The 20,047-nt window shown below is 52.4% G+C and carries 16 protein-coding genes; 3 read left to right on the top strand and 13 right to left on the bottom strand.

Annotation, left to right across the window (positions count from 1 at the left end; translation table 11 throughout):
- Positions 1 to 82 precede the first annotated feature (82 nt).
- The 3 genes from polA (at position 83) to EL111_RS01385 (ending at position 5,076) form a co-directional block, all read left to right on the top strand.
- Complete coding sequence (polA, locus tag EL111_RS01395) at positions 83 to 2,887, top strand: DNA polymerase I (RefSeq protein ID WP_415065353.1); 2,805 nt, start codon at positions 83 to 85, stop codon at positions 2,885 to 2,887.
- A 181-nt stretch (positions 2,888 to 3,068) separates the two neighbouring features.
- Positions 3,069 to 3,914, top strand: a complete 846-nt coding sequence (locus EL111_RS01390; RefSeq protein ID WP_123795246.1) for a hypothetical protein — start codon at positions 3,069 to 3,071, stop codon at positions 3,912 to 3,914.
- 493 nt (positions 3,915 to 4,407) lie between these two features.
- The gene (locus tag EL111_RS01385; RefSeq protein ID WP_123795245.1) at positions 4,408 to 5,076 is read left to right on the top strand and encodes a hypothetical protein; all 669 of its coding nucleotides are present in this window, start codon (positions 4,408 to 4,410) and stop codon (positions 5,074 to 5,076) included.
- A 444-nt stretch (positions 5,077 to 5,520) separates the two neighbouring features.
- Here the strand turns inward: EL111_RS01385 and EL111_RS01380 are convergent, their stop codons facing one another.
- The 13 genes from EL111_RS01380 to EL111_RS01320 all read right to left on the bottom strand — a co-directional run bounded on the left by EL111_RS01380 (position 5,521) and on the right by EL111_RS01320 (position 20,019).
- Positions 5,521 to 6,876: an MFS transporter gene (locus EL111_RS01380; protein WP_123795244.1), complete on the bottom strand. Its 1,356-nt coding sequence runs from the start codon at positions 6,874 to 6,876 to the stop codon at positions 5,521 to 5,523.
- A 221-nt stretch (positions 6,877 to 7,097) separates the two neighbouring features.
- Entirely contained in the window at positions 7,098 to 7,844 is a 747-nt protein-coding gene (locus EL111_RS01375) for a lysophospholipid acyltransferase family protein (protein WP_123795243.1), read from the bottom strand.
- A gap of 205 nt (positions 7,845 to 8,049) precedes the next feature.
- Positions 8,050 to 8,802, bottom strand: a complete 753-nt coding sequence (locus EL111_RS01370; RefSeq protein WP_123795242.1) for a GNAT family N-acetyltransferase — start codon at positions 8,800 to 8,802, stop codon at positions 8,050 to 8,052.
- Positions 8,803 to 9,104: 302 nt separating this feature from the next.
- Positions 9,105 to 10,547 carry an NADH-quinone oxidoreductase subunit NuoN gene (nuoN, locus tag EL111_RS01365; RefSeq protein WP_123795241.1) on the bottom strand — a complete coding sequence of 481 codons (1,443 nt, stop codon included), beginning with the start codon at positions 10,545 to 10,547 and terminating at the stop codon, positions 9,105 to 9,107.
- Between the two features lie 9 nt (positions 10,548 to 10,556).
- A complete protein-coding gene (locus tag EL111_RS01360) occupies positions 10,557 to 12,056 on the bottom strand; it encodes an NADH-quinone oxidoreductase subunit M (RefSeq protein WP_123795240.1) in 1,500 nt (499 codons plus the stop codon).
- Positions 12,057 to 12,127: 71 nt separating this feature from the next.
- Positions 12,128 to 14,155 (bottom strand): NADH-quinone oxidoreductase subunit L, encoded by a 2,028-nt coding sequence (gene nuoL, locus EL111_RS01355; protein ID WP_123795239.1) that lies wholly within the window; start codon positions 14,153 to 14,155, stop codon positions 12,128 to 12,130.
- A gap of 17 nt (positions 14,156 to 14,172) precedes the next feature.
- Positions 14,173 to 14,478 (bottom strand): NADH-quinone oxidoreductase subunit NuoK, encoded by a 306-nt coding sequence (gene nuoK, locus EL111_RS01350; RefSeq protein WP_095503504.1) that lies wholly within the window; start codon positions 14,476 to 14,478, stop codon positions 14,173 to 14,175.
- Positions 14,475 to 15,134 (bottom strand): NADH-quinone oxidoreductase subunit J, encoded by a 660-nt coding sequence (locus tag EL111_RS01345; RefSeq protein WP_123795238.1) that lies wholly within the window; start codon positions 15,132 to 15,134, stop codon positions 14,475 to 14,477. The genes nuoK and EL111_RS01345 overlap by 4 nt, the downstream gene beginning before the upstream one ends.
- A 12-nt stretch (positions 15,135 to 15,146) precedes the next feature.
- Entirely contained in the window at positions 15,147 to 15,626 is a 480-nt protein-coding gene (gene nuoI, locus EL111_RS01340; protein WP_123795237.1) for an NADH-quinone oxidoreductase subunit NuoI, read from the bottom strand.
- A gap of 15 nt (positions 15,627 to 15,641) precedes the next feature.
- A complete protein-coding gene (locus tag EL111_RS01335) occupies positions 15,642 to 16,058 on the bottom strand; it encodes a hypothetical protein (RefSeq protein WP_197717765.1) in 417 nt (138 codons plus the stop codon).
- A 16-nt stretch (positions 16,059 to 16,074) separates the two neighbouring features.
- Complete coding sequence (gene nuoH, locus EL111_RS01330; protein ID WP_123795236.1) at positions 16,075 to 17,148, bottom strand: NADH-quinone oxidoreductase subunit NuoH; 1,074 nt, start codon at positions 17,146 to 17,148, stop codon at positions 16,075 to 16,077.
- A 2-nt stretch (positions 17,149 to 17,150) separates the two neighbouring features.
- Positions 17,151 to 19,409, bottom strand: a complete 2,259-nt coding sequence (gene nuoG, locus EL111_RS01325) for an NADH-quinone oxidoreductase subunit NuoG (RefSeq protein ID WP_123795235.1) — start codon at positions 19,407 to 19,409, stop codon at positions 17,151 to 17,153.
- A 190-nt stretch (positions 19,410 to 19,599) separates the two neighbouring features.
- Positions 19,600 to 20,019, bottom strand: a complete 420-nt coding sequence (locus EL111_RS01320; RefSeq protein WP_123795234.1) for an ACT domain-containing protein — start codon at positions 20,017 to 20,019, stop codon at positions 19,600 to 19,602.
- Between the last annotated feature and the right edge of the window lie 28 nt (positions 20,020 to 20,047).

The raw sequence follows: 20,047 nt of genomic DNA, 5'->3' as shown, positions 1-20,047 counted from the left end.
GTCTGAAAACCGATGTTTGGGTTTCAGACGGCTTTTTCCTTTATAATTTCCCCATTTCCATCAATTTGCAGACGGCCTCATCATGACCCAACAAACCCTCCTCCTCGTCGACGGTTCTTCCTACCTCTACCGCGCCTACCACGCCATGGCACCGCTTACCGCGCCCGACGGCACGCCCACGGGGGCGGTGTACGGCGTATTGAACATGCTGCGCCGTCTGCGCGCCGACTATCCGCATGATTATTGCGCCTGCGTATTCGATGCCAAAGGAAAAAACTTCCGCCACGAAATGTTTCCCGACTACAAGGCAACCCGTCCGCCCATGCCCGACGATTTGCGCCCGCAGGCGGAAATGCTGCCCGAACTGGTGCGCCTGCTGGGTTGGCCGGTGTTGGTCGTACCTGATGTGGAGGCGGACGACGTTATCGGCACACTGGCGCGGCAGGGTGCGGAAAACGGATTGGACGTAATTGTTTCCACCGGCGACAAAGACATGGCGCAACTGGTTGACGATAAAGTAATATTGGTCAACACCATGAGCGGCGAAACGCTCGATATCGAAGGGGTGAAAAACAAATTCGGCGTGCGCCCCGACCAAATCCGCGACTATCTCGCACTGATGGGCGACAAAGTGGACAACGTCCCCGGCGTGGAAAAATGCGGTCCGAAAACCGCCGTCAAATGGCTGGAAGCATACGGTTCGCTCGAAGGTGTCATGGCGCACGCAGGCGAAATCAAAGGCAAAGTCGGCGAAAACCTTCAGACGGCCTTGCCGCAGCTGCCGCTCTCTTACGACCTTGTTACCATCAAAACCGATTTGGATTTGCACGGCGAACTGCCCGAAGGCATCGACAGCCTGCGCCGCCGCACGCCGAAATGGACGCAGCTTGCAGTCGAGTTCAAACGCCTGAATTTCCGCACTTGGCTCAAAGAAGCGGAAGAACGCCGGCACGAAGCCGCCGGAGATTTGTTCGGCGGCAGCCATATCGGAGAGCAGGCCGCACTTGCCGACATGCCGGACAACGGTCAGACTTTGCCCCGCGAAAACATAATCGAACGCCCCGAACCTCCTGCAACCCTAAACTACCAAGCCATTACCACCGAAGCGCAGTTTGCCGCGCTGCTGGAAAAACTCGCTGCTGCCGGGCAAATCGGCCTTGACACCGAAACCACCTCGCTCGATGCCATGAACGCGCAGCTGGTCGGCATCAGCATCGCATTCCAAGCCGGCGAAGCCGTGTACGTTCCTTTGGGACACAATCCCACCGCCGCGCCCGAACAGCTTGATTTGCAGACGGCATTAGGCCGTCTGAAACCGTATCTTGAAAGCGAAAAGCTGAAAAAAACCGGCCAAAACCTCAAATACGACCAACACGTTTTCGCCAACTGCAACATCGCCTTGCGCGGCATTTCCGGCGATGCCATGCTTGCCTCCTACATCGTTGAAAGCCACAAAGGACACGGCCTCGACGAACTCGCCGAACGCTGGCTCGGCTTGGATACCATTACCTACGAATCCCTGTGCGGTAAAGGCGCCAAGCAGATTTCGTTTGCCGACGTCGCCCTTGAGCAAGCCGCCGGATACGCCTGCCAAGATGCCGATTTCGCCCTGCGCCTCGAAGCCTGTCTGAAAGCGCAAATGGATGACAAACAGCTTGAAATGTATGAACAAATGGAGCTGCCCGTTGCCCAAGTATTGTTTGAAATGGAACGCAACGGCGTGCACATCGACAAAGCCGAACTCGCCGCACAAAGCCGCGAACTCGGCGCGCGCATTTTAGAGCTGGAGCAGCAGGCCTACCAAGCCGCAGGCCAGCCCTTCAACCTCAATTCGCCCAAACAATTGCAGGAAATCCTGTTCGACAAAATGGGCATTCCCACCAAAGGCCTGAAAAAAACCGCCTCCGGCGGCATTTCCACCAACGAAGCCGTATTGGAAAGCCTCGCCCACGATTATCCGCTGCCCAAAATCATTCTCGAAAACCGCAGCTTGGCCAAACTCAAATCCACCTACACCGACAAGCTGCCCGAAATGATTCATCCGGCAACCGGCCGCGTCCACACCAACTACGCCCAAGCCGTCGCCATCACCGGCCGCCTCGCCAGCAACAACCCCAACCTGCAAAACATCCCCATCCGCACCTTTGAGGGCCGCCGCGTGCGCCGCGCCTTCACCGCACCCGCAGGCAAAACCATCGTCTCCGCCGACTACTCCCAAATCGAGCTGCGCATCATGGCACATTTGAGCGGCGACAAAACCCTAATCGAAGCCTTTAAAAACGGCGAAGACATCCACCGCCGCACCGCCGCCGAAGTATTCGGCCTCGCCCCCGAACTCGTCGGTTCGGAGCAACGCCGTTACGCCAAAACCATCAACTTCGGCCTGATTTACGGCATGGGCCAATACGGGCTCGCCAAATCGCTGGGCATCGACAACCTTTCCGCCAAAAACTTCATCGACCGCTACTTCGCCCGCTACCCCGGCGTGGCCGAATACATGCAGCGCACCAAAGAGCAGGCCGCACAGCAAGGCTACGTCGAAACCCTGTTCGGCCGCCGCCTCTACCTGCCCGACATCCACAGCAAAAACGGCAACGCCCGCGCCGGAGCCGAACGCGCCGCCATCAACGCCCCCATGCAGGGCACCGCCTCCGACCTCATCAAACGCGCCATGATAGACGTGCGCGACTGGCTGCGTTCAGACGGCCTTGCCAGCAAACTGATTATGCAGGTGCATGACGAATTGGTGTTGGAAGTAGTTGATTCAGAATTGGATTTGGTGAAAGAAAAGCTGCCGCAGATTATGGCGGAAGTGGACGGCGGGCTGCTGGCTGTGCCGCTGGTAGCGGAAGTTGGAAATGGGGAGAATTGGGAAGAGGCGCATTGATTTGAGGCCATCTGAAAATGGTCAGGTTGCGATGACATGAGTAGGGTGGGTGTCAACCCACCACTTTCCAAAATGAGAAATGGTGGGTTAACACCGTACTCTGAGATATTGGAATTCATGCAGGTTACAGTTTGCCATTAAACAAAAGTTTTGATTTATATATTTTGAAGAGATAAGCACAATGTCTGAAACTGACATACAGAAAAAATTTCAATGGTTAGGGTTAACTCGTGGCATTTTTGCCTTAATTGGTTGTTTTATGATTTTTTTAAGTTGGCAGAGTGAGGAAGAAGATAACTTTTTAGGTTGGTTCGGGATAACTAATGATTCTTTGTTTTTAATAGGTGTCTTTTTCTCAGTTTTATTTTTAATAAGCTCGCTTGAAAGGATTTTCTCGCCCATTTTAGAACTATTTTTGACAAAGATAACAATTACGCTAACGATAACAGGGGTAGTAATCGTTTGTACAGCAGAAGCATCAAGCATCATCAATAGCGTTTATTATGTTGATGCTTCCTTATTTCCTTTTTCAAGATCTTTTTTAACAGGCATTTTATTTTTCAAAAAAGTTTATCCATTTGTGATGGCCTTGATGGGTATCATGGTTCTTATCTTTAGTTACCAGTTATATGACTGGATTAAGAAAACTGGAGCATTTGGAGTTGAATCCCATATTCAACATTTACTTTTTGTCATCTCTACAATTTGTTGTATCATATTTTTTTACAAATTCAATAATAAATATTTCCATAAAAATATATTAAGCACAAAGGTTTATGCATTGGCGCAAACACTGGATTTCTATTCTAATAAAGCTTGTAAATTACCTAAAGATTTAGAAAATGGGAAATTTATTTACATTGATCCTAATCATCAATATGTACTGGTCGACAATACAAGTATCGAGCAGCAAGATGTGTGGGGCATTATTAGATACGGCGTAAAAAATAACGAAGAAAATGATTTTATAAATTTTGATATTAACCCTGAGAAACCAAAATTATCCATACAAAAATGTATTTCATAAGCAAACGTAGTACCACATAACAAGCGTAGTGTGTGTAGCGTAAACCACGCACGCGTTTTCCCCAATCTGATGCCGTCTGAAATCCCATATCCTTTTTTCAGACGGCATTCTTTATTTCCTGTATTCCCATATCCCCGATTATCGAAACCTGTATGCGTACCACTGCTCCCCTCACTTGCTGCACCCATACACCGTTAAGAGGTGCCTGTTTCAGCCTGATACGGAATCATAGATAACTTGTTCATTTTTGATGAATACCCGATTTAAGTATTCATAAAACCACCAATCTGCCCGATGGATGATTTGCAGACTTCGCAGTCCGGCATTTCATCATGGCATGAGTAAATAGAGTAAGATTCTGTTTGTTAAGGATTATTTTGGAAATTTGAAAGGTATCCGAAATGTTCCTAATGCCGCATTTTTATAAAAGTTAACACCTGCTGCCTATATTGGTATAAAATTACATACATTCTTGAATGTATTGAAGCCGGTCATGAGTGTATCCCGTCATTTTTTAATCAGCACTTTATTACTGTTTGTCTATTGGGCGGCGGTTTTGCATATTGCGGTTTTTGCGCCGCTGGATTTGGTTGATTTCTTATTCGGCGAATCGGGCACTTTTGAAATCTTCAGCACCTGTTTGTGGTTTTTATTGGCGGTTGTGTGTCTGTGCGGCCGTTTTACCGTTCCAATCCGCTTGGCGGCGGCTGCCGCAGCGGTATTGTTTGGTTTGCGCGAAATGGATTTGCACAAGTCTTTATCCGATATGAGCTTTTTAAAAATCCATTTCTACCGCAGCGGCTTCATTCCTTTATCCGATAAGCTGGCCGGTATCGCAATTATTCTGTTTTTATTATTTTTGGTATTTTATTTGGGCAGAACCTTTCTCAAACATCTGCGCCAATCGCCACGTTCATGGCAGGCGGCATATGGTTATACTGTTTTGGCTTTGATATTGCTGGCGGCAAGCAAGTTTGCCGACCGCCTGAATGCGCAATTAAACAAATTATTCGACATTACGCTTTCCGAACGCTCGGAGGCGGTTATCCGGTCTCTGGAGGAATCTACCGAAATGGTGTTGCCGGTTTTATTCTGTATTGCCGTTTTTCTGTATCAACCCGAGTCCGACAAAAAAAGTGTGGCGAGCATCGGAACGACATAAGCCGCGCACGCACTTTATCCGATTCATGCCGTCTGAAAACCATATTTTGCAGACGGCATTATTTATTTTTAATCATTAAAATCAAAGTGATATATTATATTTACACCTGATTCGGGGAAGGGTTTGAGTAAACTTTCGAAGCGGCAAGTCTGCCGAACCTTACTGTCTTATTTCATTTTGTGTTCTCCAACTATAGTCATTTAAAATAAGAATGATACAGCGTTGCTTTGCCTTGCCGTACTATGTGTACTGTCTGCGGCTTCGCTGCCTTGTCTCATTCTTATTTTATTCGACTATATATTTTCCGCATTTCCATTCCCAACCATCGAAATCCGTATGCGTACCGCACAATACACGCTGCACGCCTGTTTTTCGTTGTACGAATCCCAAAAAGGCCGTCTGCAAATTGTTTTGCAGACGGCCTTTGCTATGATTTAGAAATCACTACGCTTGGTTTGCGGCTTCTTGTTTTTTACGTTCCAGCTTCATCACGCCGCGGTGGGTCATGTAGCAGCAGAAGATACACGCAACAACGGCAAACAGCAGCAGGTAGAAACCCGCGTCCCAGCCGTAGCGTTCGGCGAGAATGCCGAACAGTGCGGTGCCGGAGAAGCTGCCTAAAACGTAGCTGAGCAGACCGCGCAGGCCGGTGGCGGATCCGGCGGCAAAGGAGGGAACGAGTTCGATGGTTTGCAGCGAAGACAAAAACATCGGTACATAAATCAGGCAGCCGACCACGCCCGCACCGATGGTTACCGTCAGCAAGTCGCTGCCGCCCCAGTAGGCGAAAATCGCGATGCCCACGCCCACCAGCGTTATCATCGACAGCGGCATGCGTTTGCCTTTGAAATAAGTGTCCGTTACCCAGCCCGCCAGCAGCGTGGAGGGAATCGCCGCCCATTCGAAAATGGCAAACGCCGCCGCCATCTGGCCTTTGGTGAAACCTTTGGTTTCCAAAAGATAAAGCGGCAGCCAAGTCAGTACGCCGAAGCGGATCATGTAGGTAAACACGTCGATAAACGATACGAACCAGACATTGATGTCTTTAACGATGTATTCTTTGAAAATCTGCCAAGTCGTCAAATCTATGTTTTCCTGCTTCGTTACCACCAGTTCTTCGTTCTGGTTGTGCAGAATCTGGTTCATCGGCGGCAGGCCTTCGTTGTAGGTGCGTCCTGCGCCGAACACATACACGATGACGGCAACCACTGCTGCAATCGCGCAAGGTACGATAAAATGCGCCGCCTGCCAGTGTTCCGTGCCCAACCATGCCACTGCCGCACCGGAAATCGGGGCAATCAGGCCGCCGCCGACATTGTGCGATACATTGAAAAACGCTGTGGTGACGCCGCGGGATTTGCGGGGAAACCAGCTTGCCAAAACCACATAGGCCGGCCCTGCGCCCATGCCTTGGAAAATACCGTTCAGGATGCACAGCAGCAGGAAAATCCAAAACGAGGCGGAAAAGCCCATCATCAGGTTGACCAGCGCGGACATGACCAAACCGAAAATCATGAAGTGTTTGGGGTTGGATTTGTCGGCCAGTGCGGACATCACGCCTTTGCTGATGCCGTACACAATCAGCATGGTGCCGGAAATAAAGCCGATGTCTTTTTTGGTAAAGCCGAATTCGGCAATCAGCTCGGGCGATGAAAGCAGAAAGTTGTTACGCAGAATGTAATACGCGGCGTAGCCGATAAAAATCCCGAACAGCGCGTGCCAGCGCAGCCGGTTGTAGCGTTCCAGCACCTCGGCTTCGGGCACCGGTTTGCCGGGCTTGGATTTTAAGAGGGACAGCATATTTGCTCCGTTTTCGGTCTGTGAAGTACGATATTTTAACTCAATGTCATACCCTCGGTTTTTATTTTAGTGATATTTTTGAGTTGGGTCAGATTCCGAAAAGAACCATACACAACATCTTGGGCTGTGTAGCGATAAAATATGCCGTGTTTCGGTCTGAATACTGAAAAGGCCGTCTGCAAAACCACGGGGTATTTTGCAGACGGCCTTTCGTGTATGTTTCAGCCCAATGCGCGCTGTTTGCGCTCCAACGCGGTTCGGACAGCTTGGGCGCATTGCCGGCGGTCTCCTTCCGGCAGGACGGGCGGCAGAAAATGCAGTTCGACCTTGCTGCTTCGCCGGCTGCAAATCATTTTGATCGACTGCACCAAACTGATGTCGCCATAGTAAGCGGCGGCCGGATTGGGACTGCTGCCGTCGGGATTAGGATAACGGCAGAGAACGGGTATCAAGGGTGTCCGCGCCTCAAATGCGGCTTGGAAAAAGCTGGTTTTGAAAGGCAGTATACTGCGCCCTTCGGAACTCGTTCCCTCTGGAAACAGGGTAACGGTATCGCCGTTTTTCAGCGCGTCGGTTACGGTACGCAGCTTATCGCTGTTGCCGCTGCTGCCTTTGTTGCGGGCAACATAAACGGTTTGTGCTTGGGTGGCGAGATAGCCGACCAACGGCCATTTGGCAACGTCGTCTTTGGCAACGAAACGGTTGGGGAAGGCTGCATTAACCGCCATGATGTCGAGCCATGAGATATGGTTGGCGATAATCATGCTGCCGACACCCTGAGACGGCAGCGTGCCGTAAACAGACAGCTCCATACCGCAGGCAGCCAGCACCCGACGCGACCAAAGTTGTATGGCGCGCAGTTTACGCTGTTTGGAATAGACAGGAAACAGGAAAAACATTTCCGCCATGCCGTAAAAAATGCAGACGGCTATCAATATCAAGCGGTAAGTCAGGCGTAATATGGTCATGGGACAGGCTGTTATGCCGTCTGTAAAATACGGCTTTTGTTCGGTTTATATTGCCACCGTTCCGTGCGCTGCAAGATGCGGGAACGCCGCAGCAAACCGACGGAACGATTATAGATGGATTGGTGTTCGGAAAATCGGTTATGCCGCCGTTGCATCATGTGCAGCAGACGGCAGCATCACTGTGTAACGTGAAAACAGACACGCGTCAAATAGTGGGGGCAAATCGTTGCAGGTAACGGTCGCTGAGTTGCGAGATGTCCATCATAATCAGAATATCGGCACAATTAAAGGCTTCGTCCACACAAGGCTCGCCGCAAAACCATGCGCCGGCTTTCAGATAGCCTTTAATCAACGCCGGGCATTCCGGTTTTTCTGCCGGCGTGAGTTCGCCCCATTTCATCGGATTGAGCGGGGTAACGCGCCATTGTTCGGGCGCGAGGTATTTTTGTTTCAAAACGTGGTACAGCCCTGCTGCTTCATGGCCTCCGTCGGCGGTGCTGATGCTGCCGCAGCCAATCATAAAACGCAGGTTGTGCTCTTTCATAAACTTCATCAGACCTGTCCACAACAGCATAATCAACCCGCCGTGGCGGTAATCCGGGTGGATACAGGCTCTGCCCAGCTCGACAGTCTGCGGCAATATGTCTGCCAAGGGCGATAAGTCAAACTCTCCGGCACTGTACCAGCCGCCGACTTTTTGTGCGCCCTCTGCCGTCAACAAACGGTAACAACCGATGATTTCCCCTGTTGCCTCATCAAAAGCCAACAGGTGGCTGCAATGCTCATCGTAACGATCGGTATCCCGCCCGTCTTCGCTTTGGATGTCGGCACCGAGTTCTTCGGCAAATACCCGATAGCGCAGGCGTTGCGCGGCTTCAATTTCTTGCGGAGTTTCAGCAAGTCGGACACTTAAGCCGATTTTTGGGCCGTTGGTATTGAAACGGGCGGATTCGGTCATGTTTTGTTTCCCATCAGGCGGTTTGTGCGGCAAGGCCGTCTGCATAATCAAATAACTGTTCGGACAGTCGGATTACACGGAATGATACAAAGCAGCGAAACTGCCGGCAATGCGGAGCGGCAAACTTGCTGCTTCGGCCGTTCAACCCGCTCCTTTTTAAGCAAGGCGCGGAGAGGGCGTATCATTCTGTGTCCAATAGCCGTAAATTATATCATGCGGCTAAAACCGTTCAAATCTTCTTATGTCCTGCTTAAAAAGCAGACGGCAGCCTTTGTGGGGGCTGCCGTCTGCTTTGGCGGAACTTACAAGGTGTTGTTCAACGCCGCCGCGCACCAGTCGATAACGGTTTGCGGCATCACGCCCCACAAAACCAGCAACAGGGCGTTGACGCTCAGGGCAAACTTGACGGCGTAGTTGCCGCCGACCGGCCGGTCGTGTCCGGCATCGTCGAAGTACATGGCTTTGACGACGCGCAGGTAGTAAAACGCGCCAATCAGCGACATTACGACGGCAAATACCGACAACCATACATGACCTTGCGACAGTAAGGCTTTAATCACGCCGAACTTGGCGTAGAAGCCCATCAGCGGCGGAATGCCTGCCATTGAGAACATCGCCAGCAGCATTAAAAACGCATACCAGGAATGGCGTTGGTTCAAACCGGCCAAATCGCTGATTTCTTCGCATTCGACGGTTTCGGTTGACAATACCATCAATACGCCGAAGCCGACCGCGCCCATAATGGCGTAGGTAATGGCGTAATACAGGCCGGCGGCAAAACCGACGGCACCCGCCATAAACGCCAGCAGGATAAAGCCCATATGGGAGATGGTGGAATAGGCCAGCATGCGCTTGACATTGGTCTGCATGATGGCGGCAAGGTTGCCGACAATCAGGGAAGCCACGGCCAAAACAGCCAACATCGGCGACCAGTCTTCAAAGGTTGTGCCCAAGCCGGTTACCAAAATGCGGAAGGCAAAGACAACAGCGGCGATTTTCGGGGCGGTGCCGACCATGGCGGTAACGGACATCGGTGCGCCGTGGTACACATCGGGCACCCACATGTGGAAGGGTACGGCTCCGAGTTTGAATGCCACGGCAACAACGATAAACACCAAGCCGAGTTTCAGCAGCCATTCGTTGGATTGCTCGTCGAAAGCGGTTGCCAATACGGTGGCGAATTCCAACGAGCCGGTTGCGCCGTATACCATGGAAATACCGTAAAGCAGCAAGCCCGAGGCCAATGCGCCGAGCACGAAATATTTCAGAGCCGCTTCGGCCGCGCGCGCCGAATCGCGGCGCAAGGCAATCATGGCGTAGAGTGCCAGCGACAGCAGTTCCAAACCGATATAGGCGGTCAGAAAATGCACCGCGCTCACCATCACGCTCATGCCCAACAGGGCAAACAGCGACAAGGTGTAAAATTCGCCGTTAAACATATTGCGCGCCCGGTTATACGGCTTGCTGTAAACAAACAGGCCGAAAGTCAGCGCATACAGCACCAGTTTCGCCAGACGCGACATGCCGTCTGCAATATACATGCCGTTGAAAGCCGACACGCTGCCCTGCTCCCATACGGCAAGCTGGGTCAGCGTTACCACGGCCACCGCCAGCAGGCTCATGGTGTGGGTGAGGTAACGCTTGCTGTCGCTAATCCACAAGTCGGCCAGCAAAATCACGCTCAATAACGCCAGCAGCACGATTTCAGGCATAGCGGGAATTAAATTCAAATCAGTCCAGTTCATTCGCACACCTCAAATCTTGCTTTGCGCCACTTGGGCAATCAGATCGTTTGCCGCCTGATGCACCACTTCGATAAAGGCTTGGGGGTACAGGCCCATGCCCAATACGGCTGCCGCCAAAACCGCCAAAACGGCAAATTCGCGGCAATTGATGTCTTTCATTTCGCCGACATGCGGATTGGACACCGCGCCGAAAATCACGCGTTTGTACATCCACAAAGTATAAGATGCGCCGTAAATCAGCGTCAGCGCAGCCAATGCGCCAATCCAGAAATTCACTTCCACCGCGCCCATAATCACCATAAATTCGCCGACAAAGCCTGATGTTGCGGGCAAACCGGCATTGGCCATACCGAAGAGCATCATAAAAGCGGCGAATTTCGGCATCACGTTGACCACACCGCCGTAGTCGGCAATATTGCGCGAGTGCAGCCGGTCATACATCACGCCGATACACATAAACATGGCGGCGGAAACGAAACCGTGCGAAATCATTTGGATAATCGCGCCTTTCAACGCCCAATCGTTCAGACTGCCGTCTAAAAACAGGAACATGCCCAAAGTCACGAACCCCATGTGGCTGATGGAGGAATAAGCCACCAGCTTTTTCATGTCGGTTTGCACCAATGCCACCATGCCGATGTAAATCACGGCAATCAGGCTTAATACGATGACGGCCGGCGCGAAGTAGCGCGATGCGTCGGGCACAATCGGCAGGATAAAGCGCAGGAAGCCGTATGCGCCGAGTTTCAGCGTAATCGCGGCCAAAACCATCGAACCGCCGGTCGGAGCCTCAACGTGCGCGTCCGGCAGCCAAGTGTGTACCGGAAACATCGGCACTTTCACCGCAAACGACAGGAAAAACGCCGCAAACAATAATTGCTGCACGCCCAACGGAATGTGTTTGATGTTTTGGAAATCCACAATCGAAAAGCTGCCGCCGGCCTGATACGACAGGTATACCAGTGCCACCAGCATCAGCAGCGAGCCGAACAAGGTATAAAGAAACAGCTTGACCGACGCATAAACGCGGCGCGGGCCGCCCCATACGCCGATAATCAGATAAAGCGGAATCAGCATACCCTCGAAGAACACATAAAACAGCAAGGCATCCTGTGCGGCAAACGCGCCGTTAATCAAACCGGACATAATCAGGAAAGCCGCCATATATTGCGCGGTTTTCTTCCGAATCACTTCCCAGCCTGCCGCCACCACCATCACGGTGACAAACGCGTTCAAAATAATGAACAATACCGAAATACCGTCCACGCCGAGCGCGTAGTTGATTTTCAGGAGCGGAATCCACTCGTGAAACTCGGTAAATTGGTAGCCGCCGCTCAAACGGTCAAACCGGGTAAAGAGGGGCAGCGTGACCAAAAAGCCCGCCAATGCGCCGATTAGCGCAAGCACCCGCGCCAAAGGTGCGCGGCTGTCGTTGCCGGTAGCCAGCACCAGCAGGCCCGATACAATCGGCACCCATATTGCTAAGCTCAGTAAGTTATCTGACATAATTCATCATCCGAATATTGAATTGTGTTTTTACAGACGGCCTTCGGGTAGCAGAGGCCGTCTGTAAAATGCTTTTAGGCAAACAGCCCCCAGAAGGTCATGCCGATCAGTACCAATACGCCGAACACCATGGCGGCGGCATAGGTATAGATAAAGCCGGTCTGCATTTTGCGTACTTGGGCGGCCAAGGAGCCGACCAGCTTGGCGGAGTTGTTGACGATACCGTTGTCGATAACGGCCACGTCGCCGACTTTCCAAAAGAAGCGTCCCAATGCCTGCGAACCTTTGGCAAAGACATTGAAGTAAACCGCATCGATGAAGTATTTGTTGTCCAAAAGCTTATACACGGGGCTGAACGCGGCGGCAATTTTGGCCGGCAGGTGCGGTGCTTTCACATACAGGAACCACGCGGCAACGACACCGGCAACCGCCAGATACAGCACCGGCGTGGAGAAGCTGTGCGCCACCATGGCCAGCGGCCCGTGGAATTCCTCACGCATGATTTCCATAGTCGGATGCGCGGCGGCATTCACAAAAATCACGTCTTTGAAGAAGTCGCCGTAAAGCATGGGTTCAATGGCGATATAGCCGATAATCACGGAAGGAACGGCCAGCAGAACCAGCGGCAGGGTAACCACCGGCGGGCTTTCGTGCGGATTGTCGTTTTTACCCAAGCCGTGATGCTCTTCACCGCCGTGACGGCCGTCGTGGTGCTCAGGCAGCTTGCGCCATTTCTCTTCGCCGTGGAACACCATAAAATATTGACGGAAGGCGTAAAACGCGGTCACGAATACGCTGGCAAGTACGGCAAAGTAGGCAAAGCCGCTGCCCGGGAGCGTGCTGGCGTGCGCTGCTTCGATAATCGAATCTTTGGAATAAAAACCGGAGAAAAACGGCGTACCGATCAGGGCAAGATTACCCAGCAGCATGGTCAGCCATGTAATCGGCATGTATTTTTTCAGATTACCCATGCGGCGCATGTCTTGGTCGTGGTGCATGCCGATAATGGCACTGCCCGCAGCCAAGAACAGCAGGGCTTTAAAGAAAGCGTGGGTCATCACATGGAACATGGCGACGGAGTAGGCAGACGCGCCCAGTGCCACGGTCATGTAACCTAGTTGCGATAACGTAGAGTACGCCACCACGCGCTTGATGTCGTTTTGAATCACGCCCAAAAAGCCCATAAACAGCGCGGTAATGGCACCGACCACCATGATAAAGCTCAGGGCGGTATCGCTCATTTCGTAAATCGGCGACATACGCGATACCATAAACAGGCCTGCTGTTACCATGGTTGCCGCGTGAATCAATGCGGAAATCGGTGTCGGGCCTTCCATGGAATCCGGCAGCCAGGCGTGCAGCGGAAATTGTGCCGATTTACCCATTGCGCCGACAAACAGCAAAATGGCGGTTACGGTCAGCAAAGACCATTCCGCACCGGGGAATAATTGGATTGTGGCCGTCTGAAGATTCGGCAGATAGGCAAACACATCGGCATAGCGCAAACTGCCGCCGAAATACGCCAGTACCAAGCCGATGCCCAGCAGGAAGCCGAAGTCGCCGACGCGGTTCATCAAGAAGGCTTTCAGGTTGGCGAAAATCGCGCTCTCCCGTTTGAAATAGAAACCGATCAGCAGATACGAAACCAATCCTACCGCCTCCCAGCCGAAGAAGAGCTGGATAAAGTTGTTGCTCATCACCAGCATCAGCATGGAGAAGGTAAACAGGGAAATATAGCTGAAGAAGCGTTGGTAGCCGGTTTTTTCATCGTGCATATAACCGATGGTGTAGATATGCACCATCAGCGACACGAAAGTCACCACCACCATCATCATCGCGGTCAGGCTGTCCACCAAAAAGCCGACGGAAAAATCCAAGCCGCCCATGGTGAGCCATGTATAGACATTTTCGTCAAACTTGGTACGCGTGCCGCTGATAAAGCCCCACAGCACATAAGCCGACAATACCGCCGATACGGCCACGCCCAAAATCGTAACCGTATGCGCGCCGGCGCGGCCGATTTTGTTGCCGAACAAACCCGCCAGCACGGATCCTGCCAGCGGCACCAAGGCTATCGTCAAATATAAAGTCATATCGTTCATTCTTTTTATTCTCCCGATCAGCCCTTGAGTTTGTCCAAATCGGCCACGTTGATGGTTTGACGGTTACGGTACACCAATACCATGATGGCCAAGCCGATGGCGGATTCCGCCGCAGCCACGGTCAACACGAAAAACACGAAAATCTGGCCGGCCGTATCGCCCAAATGCTGCGAAAACGCGATAAAGTTGAAATTCACGGCCAACAGCATCAATTCAATCGACATCAGCAGAACCAAAACATTTTTGCGGTTCATAAAAATGCCCATCGCACTGATGCCGAAAAGGAGTGCGCCCAACACCAAATAATGTGTCAAAGTAATCATGTATTGCCCTCCCCTTCCTGTTTGAGGCCGTCTGAAAGCTCCGGTTCGGCTTGGGGTTTGGCCGGCTGCATTTTCACCAAACGCAGACGGCCTTCGTTCGGATTGACCTTCACTTGGTCGGCAGGATTAATGTATTTCGGATTGACGGTTTTACGGTGCACCAGCGCAATCGCCGCCACCATACCCAAGAGCAGCAGCACCGCCGCCAATTCAAACGGCAGGAAGTAAGTGGTATAAATCTGACGGCCCAAATCACGGATATTGTTGTAGTCGGCCGGAACATCCTTCATCAGGCCGAAAGCCGCCAAGTCCGTCTTCGGATGAACCAGAATCAGAATGAGCGCCACTGCCAGCAATACCCCGACGATACCGGCCACCGGCGCATGCCGCCAAAAGCCCGCACGCATTTCCTCGATGTCGATATTCAGCATCATCACCACAAACAGGAAAAGCACCATCACCGCACCGACGTACACCACCACCAAAGTCAGACCGAGAAACTCGGCCTGCATCAGCATCCAAATCATCGCGCTCACGCAAAAAGTCAGCACCAGATGCAGGGCGGCGTGTACCGGGTTTTTCGAAACCACCGTACCGACTGCACCGTAAAGCACAATCGCGGCCAAAATATAAAATAAAATCGCAGAAAAAGTCATTTGCCCGCTCCCTTAACGATACGGCGCATCAGCGGCTTTGCGTTTGGCGATTTCTTCTTCGTATTTATCGCCGATAGCCAGCAGAATCGGTTTGGTCATATGCAGATCGCCTTTTTTCTCGCCGTGATACTCGAAAATATGGGTTTCCACAATCGCATCGGTCGGACAGGCTTCTTCGCAGAAACCGCAGAAAATGCACTTGGTCAAATCAATGTCGTAGCGCGTAGTACGGCGCGTACCGTCTTCACGCTCTTCGCTTTCGATATTAATCGCCATCGCCGGACACACCGCTTCGCACAGCTTGCAGGCAATGCAGCGTTCCTCGCCGTTGGCATACCGCCGCTGCGCGTGCAGGCCGCGGAAACGCACCGATTGCGGCGTTTTCTCTTCGGGGAAATAAATCGTGTCTTTGCGGGCGAAAAAGTTTTTGAGCGTCACGCCCATGCCTTTGACGAGTTCGCCGAGCAGAAAGGTTTTTACTAGGTTTGCCATTCCAACTTCCGTTTCTTATTGAACCGACGTATAAATTTTCACACTAATTTTTTGTGTTAACTTTCCGTACAGTTCACTTAAATGTTGATTCGCTTCATCCATTGATACATCACGGGGCAAATAAACTTTAGAAATAGTCCTCTCTGCAAACCGCTCATCATCAAAAAACTCCGTTGCAGGAAAGTTCATTGCCTCTGACATTCGGGCATCAAAAATACGGGCGGTGTAATCAAAATATAGACAATACAACTTATCTTTTTTTCGACTCTTGTAGCAGTTACCAATCTCATTGGCAGCTCCCAGCATTCCTGCTTCTCTATACGTTTTAAAAAACGCATCAACTGCTCGGTTCATCAGTGCATTATTGTCCTCAATCGGGGCAGCAAAGCAGATTACCGGTAAAGATAAAAGCAATGTAATTATTTTTTTCATTACACTTCTCCTATTATTACCACAAACTCAAAGGCGAAATCATCCACGCGCCCAGAAGGACGATGCAGGCAAAACCGATGGGGATTAACACTTTCCAGCCCAAGCGCATGATTTGGTCGTAGCGGTAGCGCGGGAAAGTCGCACGAATCCACAGATAGCCGTATAAAACAAATGCCATTTTCGCAAACATCCAAAACGCGGAAGGCGTACCGATCAGGCCCCAGCTTTGCGGAAACGGCGACAGCCAGCCGCCGAAGAACATCAGCGAAGTCAGCGCGGCAATCAGAATCATGAAAATGTATTCGGCCAGGAAAAACAGGGCGAATGCGAAGCCGGAGTATTCGACGTGGAAACCGGCAACGATTTCGGACTCACCCTCCGCCACGTCAAACGGCGCACGGTTGGTTTCGGCCACGGCGGAAATCAGGTACACGACAAACACGGGGAACAAGGCCAGCCAGTTCCACGAGAAAACCGAGCCGCCGGCGATACCGGTTGCCTGCGCCGCCACGATGTCGTTGAAATTCATGCTGCCCGACACCATCACCACGCACACCAGAGCCGCGCTCATGGCGATTTCGTAGGAAATGCTTTGCGCGGAAGAGCGCATCGCGCCCAAAAACGAGTATTTGGAGTTGGAAGCCCAGCCCGCGATAATCACGCCGTAAACCGACAGCGAGGTAATCATCAGGATAAACAGCAAACCGGCATGGACATTGGTCAGCACCCACTCTTCGTTAAACGGAATCACCGCCCACGCTGCGAAAGAGGGTGCGAGCGAGAGCATGGGGCCGATGTAGAACAAGGCTTTGTTTGACAGCTTCGGACGGGTAACTTCTTTAAACAAAAGTTTGAATACGTCGGCAAACGGCTGAATCAAACCCCACGGGCCGGTGACATTCGGACCGACGCGGAGCTGCATATAGCCGATGACTTTGCGCTCGAAATAAGTCAGATAAGCCACGGTCAGAATCAGCGGTACCAAAATAATGACGATTTTGAGTACTACCGACACCACCAGGCCGATGATGTTGCCGACACCGCCCAAGCCGAGCGTGGCGGCAAACAGCGTTTGGAACCATTCCTGCATGATTAAGCTCCCGCCAGTTCGATTGTATTCATCAGCGCACCCAGACCTGCATTTTTACTGTGCAGGGGCAGGTACACCACATTTTGAGGCAGAGACGGATCGGCCTCGACGGTTACGCTGAAACGCGCGCTGTTTTGCTTCGCCCACGCTTCGCAGCCGCTTTGGAGGCCGAGTGCCGCCAATGTCTGCGGGTTGACCCGGGCGGCAGGAACGGCTGCGTGGACGGTAGCCTGCAACGGCGCACTGCGGCGCACGATGGCATCGGTATGGTAGATGCCGATACCGCCTACGCGCAGCAACCGGCCTGAGGCCGTCTGGATATTGCCGTTCCATTTGCTGCGGTTGTTCAAGCGGGTCGGAATGGTTTGCACGTCCAACGCCCCGGCCAATACTTCTTCGGAGCGTGTGTATTCAAAGCCCGGCACATCAAACAGATTGCCCAATACGCGCAATACTTTCCACAACGGGCGCGATTGTCCGTAACCTTGAACCACGCCGTGGAACGATTGCAGACGGCCTTCCATATTGACCAGACTGCCCGAAGTTTCGGTAAACGGCGCAACCGGCAGCAGAATGTCGCAAACGTCCAGCAGGGTTTCGCTTTCATAGGCGGTAAACGCCATCACGCTTTTCGCCCGTTTCAAAGCGGTAACGGCTTTCGCACCGTTGGCGACATCGATTTCCGGCTCGACATTAAACAGCAATACCGCCTGTCTCGGCTCCGCAATCATTTCGGCGATTGTTTTGCCCGAGTTCACGCCCAGCAAGTCCGCGCCGACGCTGTTGGCTGCCTGAGGCAAAATACCCAACACCGCACCCGTCGCATCGGCCAGCTCTTGGGCGGCGGCATAAACGGCGGCATAATCCGGATGGTTTTGCACTTCCGCACCCAATACGACAGCCGCTTTTTCCGCGTTTTTCAGGCTGGCCGGTATGCCGTGGCTCAAATCTCCCGCCAGCGATTTCAGACGGCCTGCCCATTCGTCGGGATGCACCGCTTCCTGCGCCGCCAATTTCATGTGCAGGCTTTCCTTGCTGCTGCCGATAACGCTCAATGCCATTTGTTCGCGGGCGGCACCGCGCAGACGTGCCGTCAGCAGCGGCTGCTCTTTGCGCAAATTGGCACCGACCACCAATACGGCATCGTTTTGCGCCAACTCCTGAATGCTCTGCCCCAACCATTGCGCCCCTTCAAGGCCGTCTGAAAGACGGTTGTCCGATTGGCGCAGCCGGGTATCAAAATGGCGGATGCCCAAGCCGTCGGCCAGTTTTTTCGCCAGATACAGCTCTTCCACCGTGTTCATGGGATTGGCCCAAATGCCCACTTGGTCTTCGTTGCCGTCTTTGGCGATGCATTCCACCGCGTTTTTCACATATTCCAGCGCGGTTTTCCAATCGACATCCTGCCATTCCCCGCCTTGCTTGATTTTCGGATTTTTCAGACGGCTTTCATGGTACAGGCCTTCATAGGCGAAACGGTCGCGGTCGGACAGCCAGCATTCGTTGATGGCTTCGTTTTCCAAGGGCAGCACGCGGCGCACGGTGTGGTCTTTGGTTTGCACGATAAGGTTGGAACCCAGCGAATCGTGTGCCGAAACCGATTTGCGGCGGTTTAATTCCCATGTACGCGCATCAAAACGGAAGGGTTTGCTGGTCAGCGCGCCTACCGGACACAAATCAATCACGTTGCCGGACAGCTCGGTTTCCACTGCCTTGCCGATAAACGGCATGATTTCGGAATGTTCGCCGCGGCCTGCCATGGCGATTTCCTGCACGCCGGCGATTTCTTCGGTAAAACGCACGCAGCGGGTACAGTGGATACAGCGGCTCATTTCCTCTGCGGAAACCAGCGGCCCCATGTCTTTACCTGCCACAGCGCGTTTTTCTTCGGTATAGCGGCTGGCGGATTTCCCGTAGCCCACCGCCAAATCCTGCAACTGGCACTCGCCGCCTTGGTCGCAGGTCGGGCAGTCCAGCGGATGGTTGATCAGCAAAAACTCCATCACGCCCGCTTGGGCTTCTTTGGCTTTGGGCGAACGGGTGCGTACCACCATGCCGTCTGTTACCGGCGTGGCACAGGCCGGCAGCGGTTTGGGGGCTTTTTCCACTTCCACCAAGCACATGCGGCAGTTGGCGGCGATAGACAGCTTTTTGTGGTAGCAGAAGTGCGGAATGTAAGTACCGACTTGGTTCGCCGCTTCAATAACGGTTGTACCTTGCGCCACCGTAGTCTGTTTGCCGTCGATTTCAATTTGTAACATGGTTTCGTTCCTAGTTACGGTTTCTTGGTTTTTTAAAAAAGTTTCGTGCGGCCGTCTGAAAAGTTTTTCTCAAAACCGCCGTCATGCCCGCGCAGGCGGGAATCCACTGTTAAACTTAAGTAACACCGGCTCATTCTGATACAGCCGCCCTCCGAAGAACGGCTGAAAAAATGACCCGTACAAATATTTTTCAGACGGCCTTTGCCGCATTCTGCTGCAACGCGCGCAATACGCCCATTGCCTGCTCCGCCGTATCGTATGGCACGAAAATATGGTCGTGGCAGTTGCCTGCGACAACATTGCAACTGATGCCCGCCTGCCCCAATGCGGCGGCAAAAGCGGCGGTCAGGCCCACGGCGGCGAGGTCGGAATGTACCGTCAGGGTAATCCGCGCGGCGCGGAAATCTGCGGATAAACCGTGTTTCAATGCTGTTTCTTCGCGCACCACCACCGACAAACCTTCGGCTTCGACAATGGAAGCCACGATTTCGGCGGCACTCAGTTGCGCGGCAGCCGCCGCGTTCACGGTTGCAAAACAATACACACCCTCGTGCAGCTCCGGCTGCATGGTGCTGATTAATACATCAAGGTCGCGGATGGGACGGTTCATGTTTTGCTTTCGGGTCTTTTGGTTCAGG

This window comes from Neisseria animalis (assembly GCF_900636515.1).
Classification (GTDB): Bacteria; Pseudomonadota; Gammaproteobacteria; order Burkholderiales; family Neisseriaceae; genus Neisseria; species Neisseria animalis.
This window is presented reverse-complemented; position numbering and strand designations above follow the sequence as displayed.